A 16,524-nucleotide genomic window follows, 5' to 3' on the forward strand; every position below is an offset into this window, starting at 1 on the left:
GGGGCTCCTTATGCGCGGCGGCTGATGACCGGGCCCTTGGCCGAGCCGAATTCGGCGAGCACGGTTTCCCCGGCAATCGCGGTCTGGCCGAGGCTGACGCGGGGCTCGACACCTTCCGGCAGGAAGACGTCGAGGCGCGAACCAAAGCGGATGAGGCCGAAACGCTCGCCCGCGTCGAGCGAGGCGTTTTCATACTTCCAGCAGATGATGCGACGGGCGACGAGACCGGCGATCTGCACGACGCCGATAGCGCCGTGCTTCGTCTGGATGACGAGGCCGTTGCGCTCGTTCTCATGGCTGGCCTTGTCGAGGTCGGCGTTGACGAACTTGCCGGCGCGGTAGGCGATGCGGCTGATGGTACCGGTCATCGGCGCACGGTTCACATGGCAGTTGAAGACGTTCATGAACACCGAGATGCGCAGCATCGGCTCGGAGCCGAGACCCAGCTCTTCCGGCGGCGTCACCATGGCGATCGACGAAACGCGGCCGTCGGCCGGGCTGATCACCAGATCGTCGTCGATCGGCGTCATGCGCTCGGGATCGCGGAAGAAATAGGCGCACCAGGCGGTGAGCAGGAAGCCGATCCACATCAGCGGCTCCCACAGGAAGCCCAGCACCAGCGACACGACGAAGAAGATCGCGATGAAGCGATAGCCTTCCTTGTGCACCGGAACGAGCGTGTTGCGCACCGTATTGACCAAGCTCATGAACTCTACTCCAGATTTGATGTGGAACGTGACCTAGCGCGAAATGCCGCCCGCGGCAACGCTGGCCGCCCGACAGCGACAAAACGCGTCGCGATCAGCCAAAGGCAGCATCGTCAAACGGCCGGCTCCCCGCGCGTGACGATGCCGAGGTCGTCGCTCTCGCGCACACGCTTCAATTGTTCTTCCGCCTGGGTCGCCTCACGCTGACGGCTCCACATGGAAGCATAAAGTCCGTCGCGCTCGATCAGTTCCCCATGCGTGCCGCGCTCGGCGATGACGCCGTCCTTGAGCACGATGATTTCATCGGCATTGATCACTGTCGAAAGCCGATGGGCTATGACCAGCGTCGTGCGGTTGCGGGAAACGACGTCGAGCGCCGACTGGATTTCCTGTTCCGTGCGAGTGTCGAGCGCCGAGGTTGCCTCGTCGAGGATGAGGATCGGCGGCGCCTTGAGGATCGTGCGGGCGATAGCGACGCGCTGCTTCTCACCGCCCGAAAGCTTCAGCCCGCGCTCTCCGACCATCGCCTGGAAACCTTCGGGAAGCGACTGGATGAAGCTGGCGATCTGCGCTGCTTCAGCCGCCGCCACGACCTCCTCCTCGGTGGCCGAAACGCGTCCGTAGCGGATGTTGTAGGCGATGGTGTCGTTGAACAGCACCGTATCCTGCGGCACCATGCCGATGACCCCGCGCAGGCTCTTCTGCGTCACATCGCGCACGTCCTGCCCGTCGATGGTGATCGTGCCCTGCTGCACGTCGTAGAAGCGATAGAGAAGCCGAGAGAGCGTCGATTTGCCGGCACCTGAGGGGCCGACGACGGCAACCGTCTTGCCGGCCGGCACCTGGAAGCTGATGCCCTTGAGGATCGGCCGCGCCGAATCATAGGCGAAGTGCACGTCCTTGAAGGCAATGGCACCGTTAGCGATGGCAAGCTGTCGCGCACCCGGGCGATCAGCCACTTCTGCTTCGACGTCGAGCAGATCGAACATGTGTTCGATGTCGGTCAGGCCCTGTCGGATTTCGCGATAGACGAAGCCGATGAAATTGAGCGGGATGGCAAGCTGGATCAGCATGGCATTGATGAAGACGAAGTCGCCGAGCGTCTGCTCGCCGCGCTGCACCGCGAGTGCCGACATGACCATCATGACGGCCGTGCCCGCCCCAAAGATCATCGCCTGGCCGAAGTTGAGCCAGCCGAGCGACGTCCAGACTTGGGTCGCCGCCTTCTCATAGCGCTGCATGGATCTGTCGAAGCGCTTGGCTTCCATCTCTTCGTTGCCGAAATATTTGACGGTCTCGAAGTTCAAGAGCGAGTCGATCGCCTTGGTATTGGCGTCGGTGTCGCTGTCGTTCATGGAGCGGCGGATGGCGATGCGCCAGTCGCTCGCCTTGACGGTGAACCAGATATAGAGCCAGACGGTGATGGCCGTGACCAGCAGGTAGCTGAAACCGTAGCCCCACCAGAAGATCACGGCGGTCAGCAGGAATTCGATCAGCGTCGGAACACTGTTCAGAATGGTGAAGCGAACGATGGTCTCGATGCCCTTGGTGCCGCGCTCGATCACCCGAGACAGGCCGCCGGTGCGCCGCTCCAGGTGAAAACGCAACGACATCTGGTGCATGTGCACGAAGGTCTTGTAGGCGAGCTGCCGGACCGCATGCTGCCCGACGCTGGCAAACAGCGCGTCGCGCAGTTGATTGAGCCCCGCCTGCAGCAGGCGCGCGAGGTTATAGGCAAGCACCAGGATGACCGCGCCGGTCAGGAACTGCGGCAGAAAACCCAGCGCGTCGGGCTTGTTGTTGAGCGCGTCCGTCGCCCACTTGAAGAAATAAGGAACGAGGATCAGCACGACCTTGGCAATCACCAGGATGATCGTTGCCCAGACGACCCGTAGCTTCAGATCCGCCCGATCCGAAGGCCACATATAGGGCCACAGGTTGACGATGGTCCGAAACGGGTTGCTCGTATCGGCGGAGATCGTCTTCGTCTGGTTTGCAGGTGCCACGTCTTGATCCGCCTTCACTCTTTCGCAAGCCCAGGCGGATGGTCATGCCAATCCACCGGGTCGCGCAATTACGGCTCAACGCCTCGGACCTTGGACAAGGACATCGGGGCACATCGTCGCCATCCAATGAAAAGCGGCGTCTCGTTGAAGACGCCGCCTTATTTGACAGATAGGTCTCCGTCGACACCACCGCAATGCGATTGAGGTCGATGAGCAGCCTATTGTTCGTGTTTCATGTGCTTCTTGTGAATTTCCCGCGACTCTTCGTCGGAAAGCGCCTGATCCGGAACGCCGAACACCTGGCCCGGACGGATCCGGTCGGGGTTTTCGATCTGGGCCTGGTTGGCGAGGTAGATCGTGGTGTAACGAACGCCCGCGCCATAGACACGCCGTGAAATTTGCCAGAGCGTATCGCCGCGACGGATGATGACCGAGCTCTTGCTTTCCTTCAGCGGCGCCTGCTCCACCGTTTCCGGCTGCGCCTGGGTTTTCGCCGAGGCCACGGAAGGCTGCGCGGCCGCGACATCATTGACGATCGAGCTGCCGGCACCCTTGACCTTCGATGCGCCGGAAGCCTCGGCGACCTCGCCCGATGCGGCGGGCTGCGCCTTGGCGGCAACCGCCGGCGTCACGCTGCCGCGTTCGGCGAGAATGGCCCCGACCGATGCCTCGACCTTGGTCAAGGCCGTGGCGACGCTCGAGGGATCCTGCGACGCCTCTTTCAGCACGGCCAGCGCATCAGCTGCAGCCTTCGACGTCCGGGCCGCTTCGTCAGCCAACGCCTGGTCGGAATTGTCCGTCAGCCTGAAGTCGGCCAGTGACTTCAGCGCAAACTCGCTTGCGGAGCGTGCTGCCGCGAGTTGCTCGCCCGTCGGCACCTTGCCGTTGGAGAAGAGCCCCTTCAGCAGCGCGAGCGCCTTGCCTGCTTCGGCGCGCAGCCCGTCGAGGCCGGCCGTTGCGGCCGCAGAAACCGGGCCGGCAATGGCCGCGACCTGGCTACCTGCCGGACGGTCGAACGGAACCGATGCACGCATCACGACTTTGCTTGCGTCGTCGCTCAGCATGTCGGCGCGGATGATGTGGCTGCCGACCGAAAGGTCGATCTGGCCGTCGACGACGAAGTGGCCCTTGTCGTCGGCCTTGATTTCGCCGAGCAGCTTGTCGTCCGCATAGATGCGAACCAAGGCGCCGGGCTTTGCGCTACCGGCGACGAACATCTTCGCGCCCTCGATCTCGACGGCGGTCACCTGCAGCCCGGCAGCGGCACTTGGCTTTGCCGCCGTTGCATCGCTCGTCGTCTGCGCCGTTGCAGACGCCACGTCGGCGGAAGTTCCCGCAGCTGGCTGCGACGCTGATGCGTCGGCTGTCTGCGCCGCGCCGGCCAGGGCGTCGGGCGTGGTGAGCAGCCGGCTGGCCGCGCCCGGCTTGGAGACCATGGCAAGCAGTTGTCCCGTCGGGTCCTTCGGCACGGAAACCGTCGCGACCTCATGCGAATTCTTGGCAACGCCATCTTCGCCGACGGCGCGCAGGGTCAGCTGATAGTCTCCGGCCGGAAGCGGCTTGTCGAAGACAGCGGCGAAATCGCCGGTCACGCCGACATCCGCCGTTCCGACGACGGTGGTGCCGTTGAGGATCTCGAGCTTGGAGCCCGGTGCGGCATGACCGGCAACGACGGTCGAACCATCGGGCTCGACGCGCAGGACGTCGAAGCCGGGAATGGACGGGTCTTCTGCCGGCGCTTTCGCATCGGTGGCGCTTGCCGCAGCCTCGTTGCTTGCGCCCGCACTGGGCTGAGGCCCGCCATTCGACGATGCCGCATCAGTGGTTTGGGCAGGGCCGTTTGCCGCGCCATCGACTGAGGCTTCCTTGCCGCCACGCAAATTCGGTTGAACTACAAAAATCATCAACGCTGTTGCTGCCGCAAGGACAGTAAGGGCCACCCAGCCGGCCTTGTTCTTGATCATGCCACTCTCCACAGGAGCGGAGCGACGCTCCGCGCATGCCCTCTCATCGGCCTACGGCGCGGGGCTTGTACTATCATTATAGCGCAACTGCGAGCTACCCGCCCGATTTCTTCAATCGATCCCTGAAATTGCTAGCGTTTCCGGGAGTAGCAGACAAGCAGCCGCCCTTGCTGCAAGCGCCGTGAACCAAGCTTTCCCCTCATTTTTCTTGACCCTTGCTGCGCTGCAATGTTTTTTGGCCGGATGAACACTGAAGCCAGCACGATTCGATCCATCTGCGTCTACTGCGGCTCGCAGCCCGGACGTGACCCGATTTACATGGAAGCCGGCCGCGCACTCGGCCGCTCGATCGCCGACCACGGCCTGCGATTGGTCTATGGCGGCGGCACCCGCGGCATCATGGGAGCGGTCGCAAGCGGCGTGCTTTCCAATGGCGGCGAAGTCACCGGCATCATCCCCGAATTCCTGATGGACAAGGAAGCGACGCGCCATTCGCTCGGCCAGCTGAACGAACTGATCGTCACCGCCGACATGCATGAGCGCAAGCACACGATGTTCGAGCGCGCCGACGCCTTCGTCGCGCTGCCGGGTGGTATCGGCACTCTGGAAGAGATCGTCGAGATCATGACCTGGGCGCAGCTCGGGCGCCACCGCAAACCAATGGTCTTCGGCAACATGAACAATTTCTGGAAGCCGATGCTGGATCTGCTGCAGCACATGCGCGGCGAAGGCTTCGTCCACACCGCCCATCTCGTCCAGCCGCTCGTCGTCGACAAGGCCGAGGACATCGTGCCGGCAATCCTTGCAGCCGCCAAGGGTGCGGACGGCCGCGAAGGCGAAGCCGAGATCATCTCGCGCCTCTAGTCGCCGACTGCCTCCCAAGAATCGGAAAAGGCGCGCCGGACGGTCGCGCCTTTTTTCATTTTCTGCATGGTCGCTTATTCGGCCGGGCTGACCTGTTCCGCGCGTCGCGCGCGGCTCTGCGCCAGCATGGCGCCGGAATAAATGACCAGCGCCGCCCAGATCAGTGCGAAAGCGATCAGCTTTGCCGTACCGAAGGGCTCGTGGAAGACGAAGACGGCGATTAGGAAGATCATCGTCGGCGCGATGTACTGCATGATGCCGATGGTCGAGAGCCGCAGCAGCTTGGCGCCGTTGGCATAGATCATCAGCGGGATGGCAGTGACGATGCCGCAGGACATCAGCCACAGCACATCGGCCATGCCGGTGTCGCCGAAGTGCCCCTGGCCGGTGGCTTCGAGCCAGATGATGTAGCCGATCGCCGGGATGCTGAGCAGCAGCACTTCGAGGAAGAAGCCCTGGTTCGGTCCGATCGGCAGCGTCTTGCGGAAGAAGGCATAAAAGCCCCAGGAAAGGCAGAGCCCGATCGACACCCAGGGCAGACCACCGGCGTCGAAAGCGAGCACCGCAACGGCGGCAGCAGCCAGCGCGATCGCCACCATCTGTGCCGGGCTCGGCTTTTCCTTCAGCAACAGAGCGCCGAGGAAAATCGAAAACAGCGGATTGATATAGTAGCCGAGCGCCGTCTCGATCGCCCGGCCCGCGCCGATCGCCCAGACATAGATGCCCCAGTTGATGGTGATGAGCACGGCCGTAAGGGCCGCCATGCGCAACATGCGCGGCGAACGAAGCGCGACTTTGACGTCTTCCGTGCGCCCGAGCCAGACCAGCACGAGGCCCGCGAGCGGAACCGACCAGACGATCCGGTGCGCCACCACTTCCGGTGCCGGGATATGGGCGATCGCCTTCATGAAGAAAGGCAGGAACCCCCAAAGCAGATAGGCCGCGAGCGCAAAGGCGAAGCCCTTGGCGGAATCGGTGTTTTCTGCGGGTAGTTTCGCGTTCGGCTCGGCCATGACACTTTTCCTGATGTATTCGCCGGAGGCTATCGCGGCTATGACGCCCGCTCCGGCCCTAGAGGATTTCCGTTTTGGACGGAGCCGCAGAAACGCTCTATCTCTTTGTTTTTACGCATTTCCTGACGAAAAACCGCTCCGCACTTACCTGGAAATGCTCTAGTCGAAGGCGCAGCCTTGCCGGCCGACGACCCCTTCCATGGGGCGTCCTACTCCAATGGCCATCAATGCACCAATTCATTTCCGTGAACGGATGGTGAATTTTGCTCATACCTTACAGCGCCGCGCGTCAAACATGACGCGCTAAGGACGCTGTAACACGTTAAATTTGCTGCATAATTTTTTCCTTAAATCGATTCCGATTTAAGGAATTATGCAGTAGGCAGGGGAAGCGGCACCCCAGCGGGCGCCCCTGCTCTCTGAACCAGGCGTTTATTCGGCCGCAATCAGCCCGACATGGTCGCGGTTCTTCAACAGCTTGAAAATGATACTGTCCATCAGCGCCTGGAAGGAGGCATCGATAATGTTGTCGGAGACGCCCACCGTCCACCAACGCGCGCCCGTGCCATCGGTCGATTCGATCAGAACGCGCGTGATCGCCTCGGTCCCGCCGTTGAGAATACGGACCTTGTAGTCCGCAAGCTCAAGGTCTTCGATCTCGGACTGGTATTTTCCGAGATCCTTGCGCAGAGCCAGGTCGAGCGCGTTGACGGGGCCGTGGCCCTCGGCGACCGACATCATGGTCTCGCCATCGACGACGACCTTGACGACCGCCTCCGACACGGTCTTCAGATGGCCGTTGGCGTCGAAGCGGCGCTCGACCATCACGCGGAAGCTTTCGACGTGGAAGAAATCCGGCACCGTTCCGAGGATGCGGCTTGCCAGAAGCGCGAAACTCGCGTCGGCACCCTCATAGGCATAGCCGGTCGCTTCGCGTTCTTTGACGATCGCGATCAGCTTGTCGAGCTTGGGATCGTCCTTGCCAACGACGATGCCGCGACGCTTCAGGGCGTTGATGAAGTTGGCCTTGCCGCCCTGGTCCGACACCATGACCTTGCGCAGATTGCCGACGCTTTCCGGCGCGACATGCTCGTAGGTGCGCGGATCCTTCAGAAGCGCCGAGGCGTGAATGCCGGCCTTGGTGGCAAAGGCCGAGGCACCGACATAGGGCGCCTGCATGTCGGGCGAGCGGTTCAAAAGCTCGTCGAAGGCGTGGGACAGCTTCGTCAGTTCCTGCAGGCGATCGGCATCGATCGCCGTTTCGAACCGGCTGGAATAGATCTCCTTCAGTGCCAGGGTGGGAATCAGCGTCACCAGATTGGCGTTGCCGCACCGCTCGCCGATACCGTTCAGCGTCCCCTGTATCTGGCGGACGCCGGCCTCGACGGCGGCGAGCGTATTGGCGATGGCCTGCCCCGTGTCGTTATGGGCGTGAATGCCGAGATTGGCGCCCGGCACGCCGGCAGCGATGACCGCCGACACGATCTCGCGCACCTCATGCGGCTGCGTGCCGCCATTGGTATCGCAAAGCACGATCCAGCGCGCGCCGGCTTCGAAGGCGGCCTTGGCGCAGGCAAGCGCATAGGCGGGGTTCGCCTTGTAGCCGTCGAAGAAATGCTCGCAGTCGACCATCGCCTCGCGGCCGGCACCGACGACAGCGGCGACCGAAGCCCGGATATTCTCGAGGTTTTCCTCGTTGGAACAGCCGAGCGCCACCGCCACGTGGTAATCCCAGCTCTTGGCCACGAGACAGATCGCATCGCTCTTTGCCTCGAGCAAGGCTGCAAGGCCCGGATCGTTCGAAGCGGAAACGCCGGCGCGCTTGGTCATGCCGAAGGCGACGAAGGACGCCTTGTTCGTGCGCTTGCGCTTGAAGAAGTCGGTATCGGTCGGATTGGCGCCGGGGTAACCGCCTTCGACATAGTCCATGCCGAAATCGTCGAGCAGGCTGGTAATCGCGATCTTGTCCTCGACGGAAAAGTCGATGCCGGGCGTCTGCTGCCCGTCCCGTAGCGTCGTGTCGAAGAGATAGATGCGTTCCCTGGTCATGGCTCGTTTCCAATAATACTCAGTCGTTATTCGGTCTTGCCTGCGAATTTATCCGTGGCGCGGATCAGCTGGTCGAGGATACCGGGCTCGGAATAGGCGTGCCCTGCCCCCTCGATCAGGTGGAAGTCGGCCTCGGGCCAGGCCTTGTGCAATTGCCAGGCATATTTGGCCGGGCATGGCATGTCGTAGCGGCCCTGGACGATCACGCCGGGGATGCCACGCAGACGATGGGCATCCCGCAGCAATTGTCCGTCGTCCATCCAGCCGGCATTGACGAAGAAGTGGTTCTCGATGCGCGCAAAGGCATCGGCAAACTCGTCCTCCTCGAAGCGGCCGCTGGTCGACAGTTCCGGAAGCAGCGTAATCGTCTCGCCTTCCCAGATGCTCCAGCTTTTGGCGGCAGCGAGCCGCGTCGCCCTGTTGTCGCTGGTCAGGCGCCGGTGATAGGCATTCATCATCTCGTGGCGCTCGTTCTCGGGGATAGGCGCGATGAAACGCTCCCATTTGTCCGGAAACATCTCCGAGACGCCGAACTGATAGTACCAGTCAAGCTCCGCCTTGGTCAGCGTATAAATGCCGCGCAGCACCAGCTCGGTGACCCGGTCCGGGTGTTTTTCCGCATAGGCGAGCGCCAGCGTCGATCCCCAGGACCCGCCGAACACCTGCCATTTTTCGGCCCCTGCCATCTCACGCAGGCGTTCGATATCGGCGACGAGGTGCCAGGTGGTGTTGGCTTCGATCTCCGCATGCGGCGCCGACTTGCCGCAGCCGCGCTGGTCGAACAGCGTCACGTCGTAAAGCACGGGGTCGAACAGCCGGCGATGGTTCGGCGAGATCGTGCCGCCGGGCCCGCCATGCAGGAACACCGCCGGCTTGGCCCCCGGCGTTCCCACCCGTTCCCAATAGACGGAGTGACCGTCGCCGACGTCGAGGTGGCCCGACGCATAGGGTTCGATTTCCGGGTAGAGCGTGCGCAGTGCAGCCGTCATTATAAGTCTCTCATGGGTGGCCAGTGCACCGTATCGTAGTCGGGATGCTGGCGGTTCGTTTCGAGCACGAGCAAGTGTCGGGTGGCCGACAGTTCGCTGCCGTCGTCGGTTTGCCTTTCGGGCAGTTTCGCCAGCCGCGCGAACCACACCATGCGCGACTCCACACCCGACTGATAAACCGGCGGCAGATCGTCCGGGTCGTCGAGCGAGCCGAGCACGATGTTGAGGAAGTCCTCGTCCGGCATGTCATAGAACAGCGGCGTCCCGCAATCGTGGCAGAAGGCGCGGCGCACCAGATGCGACGAGCGAAACCATGAGGGCTGCCCGCGGGTAATGTCGAAATTGTCGCGGGCGATATTGGCAAGCGGCATGAAATAGTTGCCGGCGGCCTTCTGGCACATGCGACAGTGACAGATATGCGCATCCGCCAGCACGCCTTCGGCGCGGTAGCGGACCGCTCCGCACTGGCATCCGCCGGTAAAGATGCGCGAAATCGTCATCTGAACACTCCCGGTTCGTGCCACTGCTCGGTCTCGTGATCGGGATGCTGGAAGGAGATGATGCTCTCCTGCCTGCCATAGAAATCCGGATCCGTCAGCACCGGCTGGTCGAAGATGGTCTCGACCCAGGGGAGCCGCGAGGCATAATTGACCTGTATCTGCGGTGCCAGATCGCTGCGATCGTCGAAGGTCCCGATGGCAATCTCCATGCCGCCGGGATGGCGGTAGATCATCGGCGTGCCGCATTTCGGGCAGAAACCGCGATCGATATTGACCGAAGACTGGAAATAGCTCGGTTCGTCGCGCGTCCACTCGATGCCATCCTTCGGCGCCGTCACCAGCGCAGAGAAGAAGGAGCCGAACTGCTTCTGGCACATGCGGCAATGGCAGATCGACGGACGGCCGAGCTGTCCGCGAATGCGGAAACGAACCGCGCCGCATTGGCATCCGCCTGTTCTAACCGTGTCGGTCATTTCATGTCCTCCGGGGGCCAGGTTTCGGTGTCATGGTCGGGGTGCTGATAGGATACAAGATCGGCAAGAAAGGACGCGGCGTCGGCATCGGCCATCGTCTCCTCGCCCGGAAGCGCAGGCACTTGGTCGACATAGGGCAACTTGCCCTCAATGCCCCACTGGATTGTCGGCACGATCCCCTGCGGTTCGTCGAAGGCGGCGATCGCCAGTGCCATGCCATCGGGCGCCTCATAGGTCAGCGGCGTGCCGCAATCGCCGCAAAAACCACGCCAGCCGAAGTTGGATGACTGGAAGCGTTTGCGCTCGCCGCGCGTCCAGGTGACATGCGCACCCCGCACCGACACCAGGGGCAGGTAGAAGTTTCCGCTCGCCTTCTGGCACATGCGGCAATGGCAGACGGACGCGTTACCAAGAACGCCCTCGACGCGGAAGCGCACGGCACCGCATTGGCAGCCGCCGGTATGATACGGCTTGTTGTCAAGGCTCATCGCGACGTCTCCTCAAGCCGGCGCATGGCAGACCGCCTCGATATTGTTGCCGTCGGGATCGAAGACGAAGGCGGCATAATAATCCGGATGGTAGTGCGGCCGCAGCCCCGGCTTGCCATTGTCGCGTCCGCCGGCAGACAGGGCCGCGTCGTAGAAGGCGTCGACTTCGCTGCGGCTGCGTGCGGTGAAAGCATAATGTCGCCCCGGACCTGCGACGGCCTCGTGCAGCCAGAAGACCGGACGTTCACGACCGTAGCCGCCGACCTTGACGCCGCCGGTATGCTCCGCCGGCACCATCATCAGGAGCGACGCTCCGAGCGGGGCGAATGCCTTGTCGTAGAACGACTTCGACTTGTCGAAGTCCGCAACCGAAATGCCCGTATGATCGATCATTGCATGAACTCCTCCTTCACGCGCCCCTCCTCATGCCGCCAAGCCGCGACCGCCGTCCCCTGCCCGGACGCCACTGGCCCTCAGGCCAATCGGGAACGGCAGGCAGCTTCACCGCTTCACTTCCCAGGTCGTCACGCGCTCGCCCGTGACCGGGTCCTTGCCGTCCTTGAGCTGGATGCCCTGGGCCAGCAGATCGTCGCGGATCCTGTCGCCGGCAGCGAAATCCTTGGCTTTGAGCAATTCGAGACGTGTCCGCACGCGGCCATCGACTTCGTGCACGACGGCCTCGTCGAGTTCAACGGCCTGCGGCACGATACCGAGCAACGACGCGCTTGCGGCAAAGCTGCCCCTCAGGCTCGGATCGCTCACGGCCTTCTGCGCCAGCACATGCAGCGCCTGGACGGCCGCCACCGTGTTCAGGTCGTCGGACAGCGCCGTGACGATCGCCGGATCGACCTCGCCCTTTGCCTCGCCCGGGACCGGCCATTTGGACAGCAGGTGCTCGGCCTCTTCCAGCCGCTTGATCGAGAAATCGATCGGCTCGCGGTAGTGAGTCATCAACATGGCAAGGCGCAGCACGTCGCCCGGCCATTTGCGGCCGCCGAACTTTTCGGTGTGCAGCAGTTCGTAGATGGTGACGAAGTTGCCTTCGGACTTCGACATCTTGCGGCCTTCGACCTGCAGGAAGCCGTTGTGCATCCAGACATTCGCCATCACGTCCGTGCCGTGGGCGCAACGTGACTGGGCAATCTCGTTCTCGTGGTGCGGGAAGATGAGGTCGAGCCCGCCGCCGTGGATATCGAAGACTTCGCCGAGATAGCGGCCGCTCATGGCAGAGCACTCGATGTGCCAACCGGGACGACCCCTGCCCCATGGGCTTTCCCAGCCGGGCTCGTGATCGGCCGAGAGCTTCCACAGCACGAAATCGCCCGGGTGCTTCTTGTGCACCTCGACGGCGACGCGGGCGCCGGCCTGCTGCTCGTCGAGATTGCGCTTGGAAAGCTGCCCGTAGTCCGGCATCGACTTGGTATCGAACAGCACCTCGCCGCCGGCCTTGTAGGCATGGCCCTTGGCGATCAGCTTGTCGATGATGTCGATCATCTGCGGAATGTTGTCGGTCGCGCGAGGCTGCACGTCAGGATCGAGGCAGCCGAGCGACTTGGCGTCTTCGAGAAACTGCGTCTCGGTCTTCTCGGTCACATGCCGGATCGCCTCGTTGAGCGGCAGGCCGGGATAATCGCGCAAGGCGCGCGCGTTGATCTTGTCGTCGACGTCGGTGATGTTGCGAACATAGGTCACCTTCGGCGCGCCATAGACATGGCGCAGCAGTCGGAAAAGAATATCGAAGACGATGACCGGACGCGCATTGCCGATATGGGCATAGTCGTAGACGGTCGGGCCGCAGACATACGTGCGGACATTGTCGGGATCGATGGGCCGGAAATCGACCTTCTCCCGCGTCAGCGTGTTGTACAGCTTAAGTGTCGGCACTCCGCCCATTCCAAATCTCCAATACGCATGCGACCGTCAGAAATACGGCGCCCGGGAGGCCCGCGCGTTTGTCATCTTGGATTTCGGGAGACGAAAACGGCCAGGCCAGCGAAGCGCTAGCGAATAATCTTCCGGCAGATAATGCAGGTAACCGTTTTCATGGCCACACTTATCGCGCTTCGCATGGCGCCGGTCAAGTGGTCAGCCGCATGCGAAGCACAGCCGGCTATCCAAGCGTAGGCATGGTCATGGATTTGTCATGATTTGGCTTATCTGGGATCGCGACGCGGGAAAGAGATTCGCGGTGCAGCTTGGCCCTACACCGCAGTTCCTGTCTCCGGAGAAACTGAGGAGGAGCGTCGTTGTCGCCTATGCAAGCGACAACGAGGAGTTTCCGGTCCAGGGAAAGCATCAAGGAGTGCATGCAAGTGAAGGCCGCCAAGACCACCGACATCGCCAAGACATCCGCCGATCTGGTTCAGCAGTACCGCCCGCTCGGCCTCAAGGCCGTGCTGGCCGCTGCCCTGCAGGTCAAGGCAAAGCCCGCCGGCAAGCTGAAGAAGCAGCCGGCATAGACACATCCGCGGATCAGAACAGGGACATCTGCCCGTCGTCGGGCTTGTCCCCGTTCCTGTCGTCCTTCGCCTGTGCTTTCGGCGCCAGCTGTGGGACGATCGCCTCCTGGATATCGGGGCCTGCATTGGCAACCTTGTTGACCTTGTCGGATACCGGGATCGCTTCGAAGTAGTCCTGCGACGCCGGCGCCATCAGATCGGCGACGTCGCGCGGCTCCTGCGTCTTGCAGTCCAGCCAGCGGGCAAAATCTTCCGGCTGGATCACGACCGGCATGCGATCGTGTATGGGCGCGATCGCAGGATTGGCGCTGGTGGTGAGGACCGCGGCGGTGTCGACTTCTGAGCCGTCTGCGGAAGACCAGGTTTCCATCAGGCCGGCAAAAGCGACGATGCCGCCTTTGCGCGGGCGGATCCAATAGGCCTGCGAGGCCTCGCCACTGCCCTTTGCGGGGCGATGCCACTCATAGAAGCCCGACGCCGGCACCAGCACGCGACGATGGCGCATCGCAGCGCGAAACGACGCCTTTTCGATCGCCGTCTCGGCGCGGGCATTGATCAGTAGCGGAAAATCCCGCGGGTCCTTGACCCAGCCAGGCGTGAAACCCCAGCGAACGAGAAGGGCCTTGCGCTCCGGCAGGTTGCTCCCCGGCCCGCCACCATCTGCAGCGACGACGACGATGATCGGCTGCGTCGGCGCAATATTGAAGCGCGCCGGAAAGTCATCGCTCTCCAGCAGGCCGAACAGCTCTATCAATTCTTCCGGGGTCGCCGTCAGCGCAAAACGTCCGCACATGACATGGATGTGGCACTTCACGTAGGATGGGTCAACGATAGCGATCGAAATTGATTCCACCATGCCGAAACAGCCCGAACTCGCCTCTTCCGTCATTCTCGAACGCGATGGCCGCTACCTCTTGGTGCGACGCGCCAATCCGCCGTCGGCCGATATGTACGCTTTTCCGGGCGGACGCGCCGAGCCGGGAGAAACGCCGGAGCAGACGGCCTTGCGCGAATTGCAGGAAGAGACCGGCATTCGCGCCCGTAGCCCGGTGCTGTTCGAAACCTACGATCTGCCAGGCAAGGAATCGGAAGGACTGCATTTCTTCCTCTCCGTCTTCAGGGCGCAGGCGGACGCGACGGCCGTCGCCGTTGCCAGCGACGATGCGGCCGGCCTCGGCTGGTTCACGCCGGACGAGATCTTTGCGCTTCCCATTCCCGACAGCGTTCGCGAATGCGTGGAAAAACTGGCAGCTCAGGCTGCAGCAAACGCAAAGACGGGCGGACGCCTTGAAACAGCCGCCGATTCGGACTTGATGGGATGATGACATTCGGCCCGACCATCACCCGCCTGATCGTGACAACCCTGCTGCTCGCGACGGCGACCACCGCTGTGGCGCAGAAGGCGGCGGCACCGCCGCAGGGCAAGACGGAGACACAAGCGCCCGCCCCTGTCGTCGTCGAGGAAAAACCGACGCCCTACGACCAGAGACTGATTCGCCTCGCCGAGGTTCTCGGCTCCGTCCACTATTTGCGCAATCTCTGCGTCAAGGAGCCCGAGGATGTCTGGCGGCGCTCGATGCAGGAGCTGATCGACAAGGAAACGGCCAACGAGGAAAAACGGCGCGAGCGTATGACCGCCGCCTTCAACCGGGGGTATCGCACCTTTGCCTCCGTTTACACGACCTGCACGCAGCAGGCGATCGTCGCCGAGCAGCGATATCGTGCCGAAGGAGCAACACTTGCGTCAGAAATCGTCGCCCGCTTTGGAAATTAGCAATAAATTAACCTCTTTTCTCACGACCCCGTGTCGTTTCGGGAAAAGGCTGCTAAGTTCGTTAAGAGAGTGGTAAGAAGTGACAACCGGGTCACGGTCGTTCAGTTGAAGTTCAGCCGGACGACGTTAAAGTGAGCCACTTGCAGCAATGGAAGTCGCATGGAACGAATGATGGAACCAAGCCTGACCGACATCGATGACATGATCGTCCACGAGAAAATGCAGGCAGCGCTGGAACACCAGAACGAGGCCTGGGCGGACGGCATGGCTGATGGCATCGAGCCAGAAATCATCGCCGATGCGGCCATCGCTCTAGCCATGCGGGAAACCGTTCGGCTTCATGGTGAAGACGGTGCGGAAGCGATGCTCAATTCGCTTCGCGAGCGCATGCTCGCCGGTGAATTTTCGCCCCAACGCTCGCTTCAGTAATATCAGGACTGCCCTTATGAGCCGGAACCATGCAAACCGGACCTCTCCGGTTCGCCTTGTTACGCTGCTTCTGGCCGGTGTCGCGCTGAGCGTTCCGGTTATGACGTCGCCCGCATTTGCGCTCAGCGAATTGCAAGAGGCGCCCAATGCAATCGCGAGCGACCAGAACGCCACCCCTCCGTCAGCCGCGCCTGTGGATGACGAACCGGATCAGGAAGAAAAGATCCCGCTCGAAATCCCGATGCCGGACCCGCTGATCAACAAGTCGGCGACAGCGACGAAGGACGAACCGGCCGCCGAAGAGCCGAAGACGGTCGACCCCATCGAAGTGCTGAGCGACGTTTCCAAGATACCGGCGCCCGTGGCGCGCATGCGCGAGTTGATCGTCGAGGCGGCCGCCTCCGGCGACATCGAGCGGCTGCGGCCGCTTCTCGGCAAAGGCCCGACACAGACCCAGGTCACCGGTGTCAGCGCCGACGAGGATCCGATCGCAGCCCTGAAAAGCCTGTCGGGCGACCAGGACGGCGTCGAGATCCTGGCGATCCTGCTCGACGTGCTTTCGACCGGCTTCGTGCAGGTCGACAAGGGTACGCCGCAGGAAGCCTATGTCTGGCCCTATTTCGCCGAAAAGCCGCTGTCCTCGCTGACCGCCCCCGAAAAAGTGGACCTCTTCCGACTGGTGACGGCGGGCGATTTCGCCGACATGGAAGAATTCGGCAGCTACAACTTCTATCGCGTCGGCATCATGCCCGACGGGAAGTGGAAATTTTTCATCGCCGGCGACTGAGCGGCGGCGATACGCTTGCCGT

18 protein-coding genes are annotated in these 16,524 nt (G+C 62.4%); 6 read left to right on the forward strand and 12 right to left on the reverse strand.

Annotation, left to right across the window (positions count from 1 at the left end; genetic code table 11):
- Positions 1–8 precede the first annotated feature (8 nt).
- From BC360_RS11080 to BC360_RS11090, 3 genes are all read right to left on the reverse strand, one after another.
- Positions 9–707 carry a phosphatidylserine decarboxylase gene (locus BC360_RS11080; protein ID WP_065787267.1) on the reverse strand — a complete coding sequence of 233 codons (699 nt, stop codon included), beginning with the start codon at positions 705–707 and terminating at the stop codon, positions 9–11.
- Positions 708–820: 113 nt separating this feature from the next.
- Positions 821–2,713 carry an ABCB family ABC transporter ATP-binding protein/permease gene (locus BC360_RS11085; protein WP_065795563.1) on the reverse strand — a complete coding sequence of 631 codons (1,893 nt, stop codon included), beginning with the start codon at positions 2,711–2,713 and terminating at the stop codon, positions 821–823.
- 218 nt (positions 2,714–2,931) lie between these two features.
- Positions 2,932–4,677 (reverse strand): LysM peptidoglycan-binding domain-containing protein, encoded by a 1,746-nt coding sequence (locus BC360_RS11090; protein ID WP_065795206.1) that lies wholly within the window; start codon positions 4,675–4,677, stop codon positions 2,932–2,934.
- A 243-nt stretch (positions 4,678–4,920) separates the two neighbouring features.
- Here BC360_RS11090 and BC360_RS11095 point away from each other — a divergent pair, with 243 nt between their 5' ends.
- Positions 4,921–5,541 carry a TIGR00730 family Rossman fold protein gene (locus BC360_RS11095; RefSeq protein ID WP_065787269.1) on the forward strand — a complete coding sequence of 207 codons (621 nt, stop codon included), beginning with the start codon at positions 4,921–4,923 and terminating at the stop codon, positions 5,539–5,541.
- Positions 5,542–5,615: 74 nt separating this feature from the next.
- Here the strand turns inward: BC360_RS11095 and rarD are convergent, their stop codons facing one another.
- The 8 genes from rarD to cysS all read right to left on the reverse strand — a co-directional run bounded on the left by rarD (position 5,616) and on the right by cysS (position 12,946).
- Positions 5,616–6,554, reverse strand: coding sequence for an EamA family transporter RarD (gene rarD, locus BC360_RS11100; RefSeq protein WP_065787270.1), 939 nt, complete (start codon positions 6,552–6,554; stop codon positions 5,616–5,618).
- A gap of 432 nt (positions 6,555–6,986) precedes the next feature.
- On the reverse strand, positions 6,987–8,603 hold the full coding sequence (gene cimA / locus BC360_RS11105) for a citramalate synthase (protein WP_065795207.1): 1,617 nt from the start codon (positions 8,601–8,603) through the stop codon (positions 6,987–6,989).
- A gap of 26 nt (positions 8,604–8,629) precedes the next feature.
- Positions 8,630–9,592 (reverse strand): prolyl aminopeptidase, encoded by a 963-nt coding sequence (pip, locus tag BC360_RS11110; RefSeq protein ID WP_065795208.1) that lies wholly within the window; start codon positions 9,590–9,592, stop codon positions 8,630–8,632.
- On the reverse strand, positions 9,592–10,092 hold the full coding sequence (locus tag BC360_RS11115) for a GFA family protein (RefSeq protein WP_065787273.1): 501 nt from the start codon (positions 10,090–10,092) through the stop codon (positions 9,592–9,594). The genes pip and BC360_RS11115 overlap by 1 nt, the downstream gene beginning before the upstream one ends.
- A complete protein-coding gene (locus tag BC360_RS11120) occupies positions 10,089–10,565 on the reverse strand; it encodes a GFA family protein (RefSeq protein ID WP_065795209.1) in 477 nt (158 codons plus the stop codon). The genes BC360_RS11115 and BC360_RS11120 overlap by 4 nt, the downstream gene beginning before the upstream one ends.
- Positions 10,562–11,053, reverse strand: a complete 492-nt coding sequence (locus BC360_RS11125; protein ID WP_065795210.1) for a GFA family protein — start codon at positions 11,051–11,053, stop codon at positions 10,562–10,564. Before BC360_RS11125 ends, BC360_RS11120 begins: the two co-directional genes overlap by 4 nt.
- A 12-nt stretch (positions 11,054–11,065) precedes the next feature.
- The gene (locus tag BC360_RS11130) at positions 11,066–11,446 is read right to left on the reverse strand and encodes a VOC family protein (protein WP_065787276.1); all 381 of its coding nucleotides are present in this window, start codon (positions 11,444–11,446) and stop codon (positions 11,066–11,068) included.
- A gap of 108 nt (positions 11,447–11,554) precedes the next feature.
- A complete protein-coding gene (gene cysS, locus BC360_RS11135) occupies positions 11,555–12,946 on the reverse strand; it encodes a cysteine--tRNA ligase (RefSeq protein WP_065787277.1) in 1,392 nt (463 codons plus the stop codon).
- Positions 12,947–13,359: 413 nt separating this feature from the next.
- Here cysS and BC360_RS32350 point away from each other — a divergent pair, with 413 nt between their 5' ends.
- Positions 13,360–13,512: a hypothetical protein gene (locus tag BC360_RS32350; protein ID WP_167590824.1), complete on the forward strand. Its 153-nt coding sequence runs from the start codon at positions 13,360–13,362 to the stop codon at positions 13,510–13,512.
- A gap of 13 nt (positions 13,513–13,525) precedes the next feature.
- On the opposite strand, the gene BC360_RS11140 is transcribed toward BC360_RS32350, so the two are convergent.
- A complete protein-coding gene (locus BC360_RS11140) occupies positions 13,526–14,305 on the reverse strand; it encodes an SOS response-associated peptidase (RefSeq protein WP_065787353.1) in 780 nt (259 codons plus the stop codon).
- Positions 14,306–14,366: 61 nt separating this feature from the next.
- On the opposite strand from BC360_RS11140, the gene BC360_RS11145 reads away from it, so the two are divergent.
- The 4 genes from BC360_RS11145 (at position 14,367) to BC360_RS11160 (ending at position 16,502) form a co-directional block, all read left to right on the forward strand.
- Positions 14,367–14,834 (forward strand): NUDIX hydrolase, encoded by a 468-nt coding sequence (locus BC360_RS11145; protein ID WP_065795211.1) that lies wholly within the window; start codon positions 14,367–14,369, stop codon positions 14,832–14,834.
- The gene (locus tag BC360_RS11150; RefSeq protein ID WP_065795564.1) at positions 14,834–15,286 is read left to right on the forward strand and encodes a TIGR02301 family protein; all 453 of its coding nucleotides are present in this window, start codon (positions 14,834–14,836) and stop codon (positions 15,284–15,286) included. The genes BC360_RS11145 and BC360_RS11150 overlap by 1 nt, the downstream gene beginning before the upstream one ends.
- A gap of 159 nt (positions 15,287–15,445) precedes the next feature.
- A complete protein-coding gene (locus BC360_RS11155; RefSeq protein WP_115420638.1) occupies positions 15,446–15,715 on the forward strand; it encodes a hypothetical protein in 270 nt (89 codons plus the stop codon).
- 16 nt (positions 15,716–15,731) lie between these two features.
- On the forward strand, positions 15,732–16,502 hold the full coding sequence (locus tag BC360_RS11160) for a hypothetical protein (protein ID WP_065795212.1): 771 nt from the start codon (positions 15,732–15,734) through the stop codon (positions 16,500–16,502).
- The last annotated feature ends 22 nt before the right edge of the window (positions 16,503–16,524 follow it).

It is taken from the genome of Ensifer sp. LC163 (assembly GCF_001695855.1).
In the GTDB taxonomy this organism is placed as follows: domain Bacteria; phylum Pseudomonadota; class Alphaproteobacteria; order Rhizobiales; family Rhizobiaceae; genus Ensifer.

What these genes read in the sequence shown, in the direction of transcription:
- BC360_RS11090 (WP_065795206.1), bottom strand. Translation starts at nt 4,677, where the DNA reads ATGATCAAGAACAAGGCCGGCTGGGTGGCCCTTACTGTCCTTGCGGCA.
- BC360_RS11145 (WP_065795211.1), top strand. Translation starts at nt 14,367, where the DNA reads ATGCCGAAACAGCCCGAACTCGCCTCTTCCGTCATTCTCGAACGCGAT.
- cimA (WP_065795207.1), bottom strand. Translation starts at nt 8,603, where the DNA reads ATGACCAGGGAACGCATCTATCTCTTCGACACGACGCTACGGGACGGG.
- BC360_RS11140 (WP_065787353.1), bottom strand. Translation starts at nt 14,305, where the DNA reads ATGTGCGGACGTTTTGCGCTGACGGCGACCCCGGAAGAATTGATAGAG.
- BC360_RS11120 (WP_065795209.1), bottom strand. Translation starts at nt 10,565, where the DNA reads ATGACCGACACGGTTAGAACAGGCGGATGCCAATGCGGCGCGGTTCGT.
- cysS (WP_065787277.1), bottom strand. Translation starts at nt 12,946, where the DNA reads ATGGGCGGAGTGCCGACACTTAAGCTGTACAACACGCTGACGCGGGAG.
- pip (WP_065795208.1), bottom strand. Translation starts at nt 9,592, where the DNA reads ATGACGGCTGCACTGCGCACGCTCTACCCGGAAATCGAACCCTATGCG.
- BC360_RS11130 (WP_065787276.1), bottom strand. Translation starts at nt 11,446, where the DNA reads ATGATCGATCATACGGGCATTTCGGTTGCGGACTTCGACAAGTCGAAG.
- BC360_RS11150 (WP_065795564.1), top strand. Translation starts at nt 14,834, where the DNA reads ATGACATTCGGCCCGACCATCACCCGCCTGATCGTGACAACCCTGCTG.
- BC360_RS11125 (WP_065795210.1), bottom strand. Translation starts at nt 11,053, where the DNA reads ATGAGCCTTGACAACAAGCCGTATCATACCGGCGGCTGCCAATGCGGT.
- BC360_RS11155 (WP_115420638.1), top strand. Translation starts at nt 15,446, where the DNA reads ATGGAACGAATGATGGAACCAAGCCTGACCGACATCGATGACATGATC.
- BC360_RS11160 (WP_065795212.1), top strand. Translation starts at nt 15,732, where the DNA reads ATGAGCCGGAACCATGCAAACCGGACCTCTCCGGTTCGCCTTGTTACG.
- BC360_RS32350 (WP_167590824.1), top strand. Translation starts at nt 13,360, where the DNA reads ATGCAAGTGAAGGCCGCCAAGACCACCGACATCGCCAAGACATCCGCC.
- BC360_RS11115 (WP_065787273.1), bottom strand. Translation starts at nt 10,092, where the DNA reads ATGACGATTTCGCGCATCTTTACCGGCGGATGCCAGTGCGGAGCGGTC.
- BC360_RS11095 (WP_065787269.1), top strand. Translation starts at nt 4,921, where the DNA reads ATGAACACTGAAGCCAGCACGATTCGATCCATCTGCGTCTACTGCGGC.
- rarD (WP_065787270.1), bottom strand. Translation starts at nt 6,554, where the DNA reads ATGGCCGAGCCGAACGCGAAACTACCCGCAGAAAACACCGATTCCGCC.
- BC360_RS11080 (WP_065787267.1), bottom strand. Translation starts at nt 707, where the DNA reads ATGAGCTTGGTCAATACGGTGCGCAACACGCTCGTTCCGGTGCACAAG.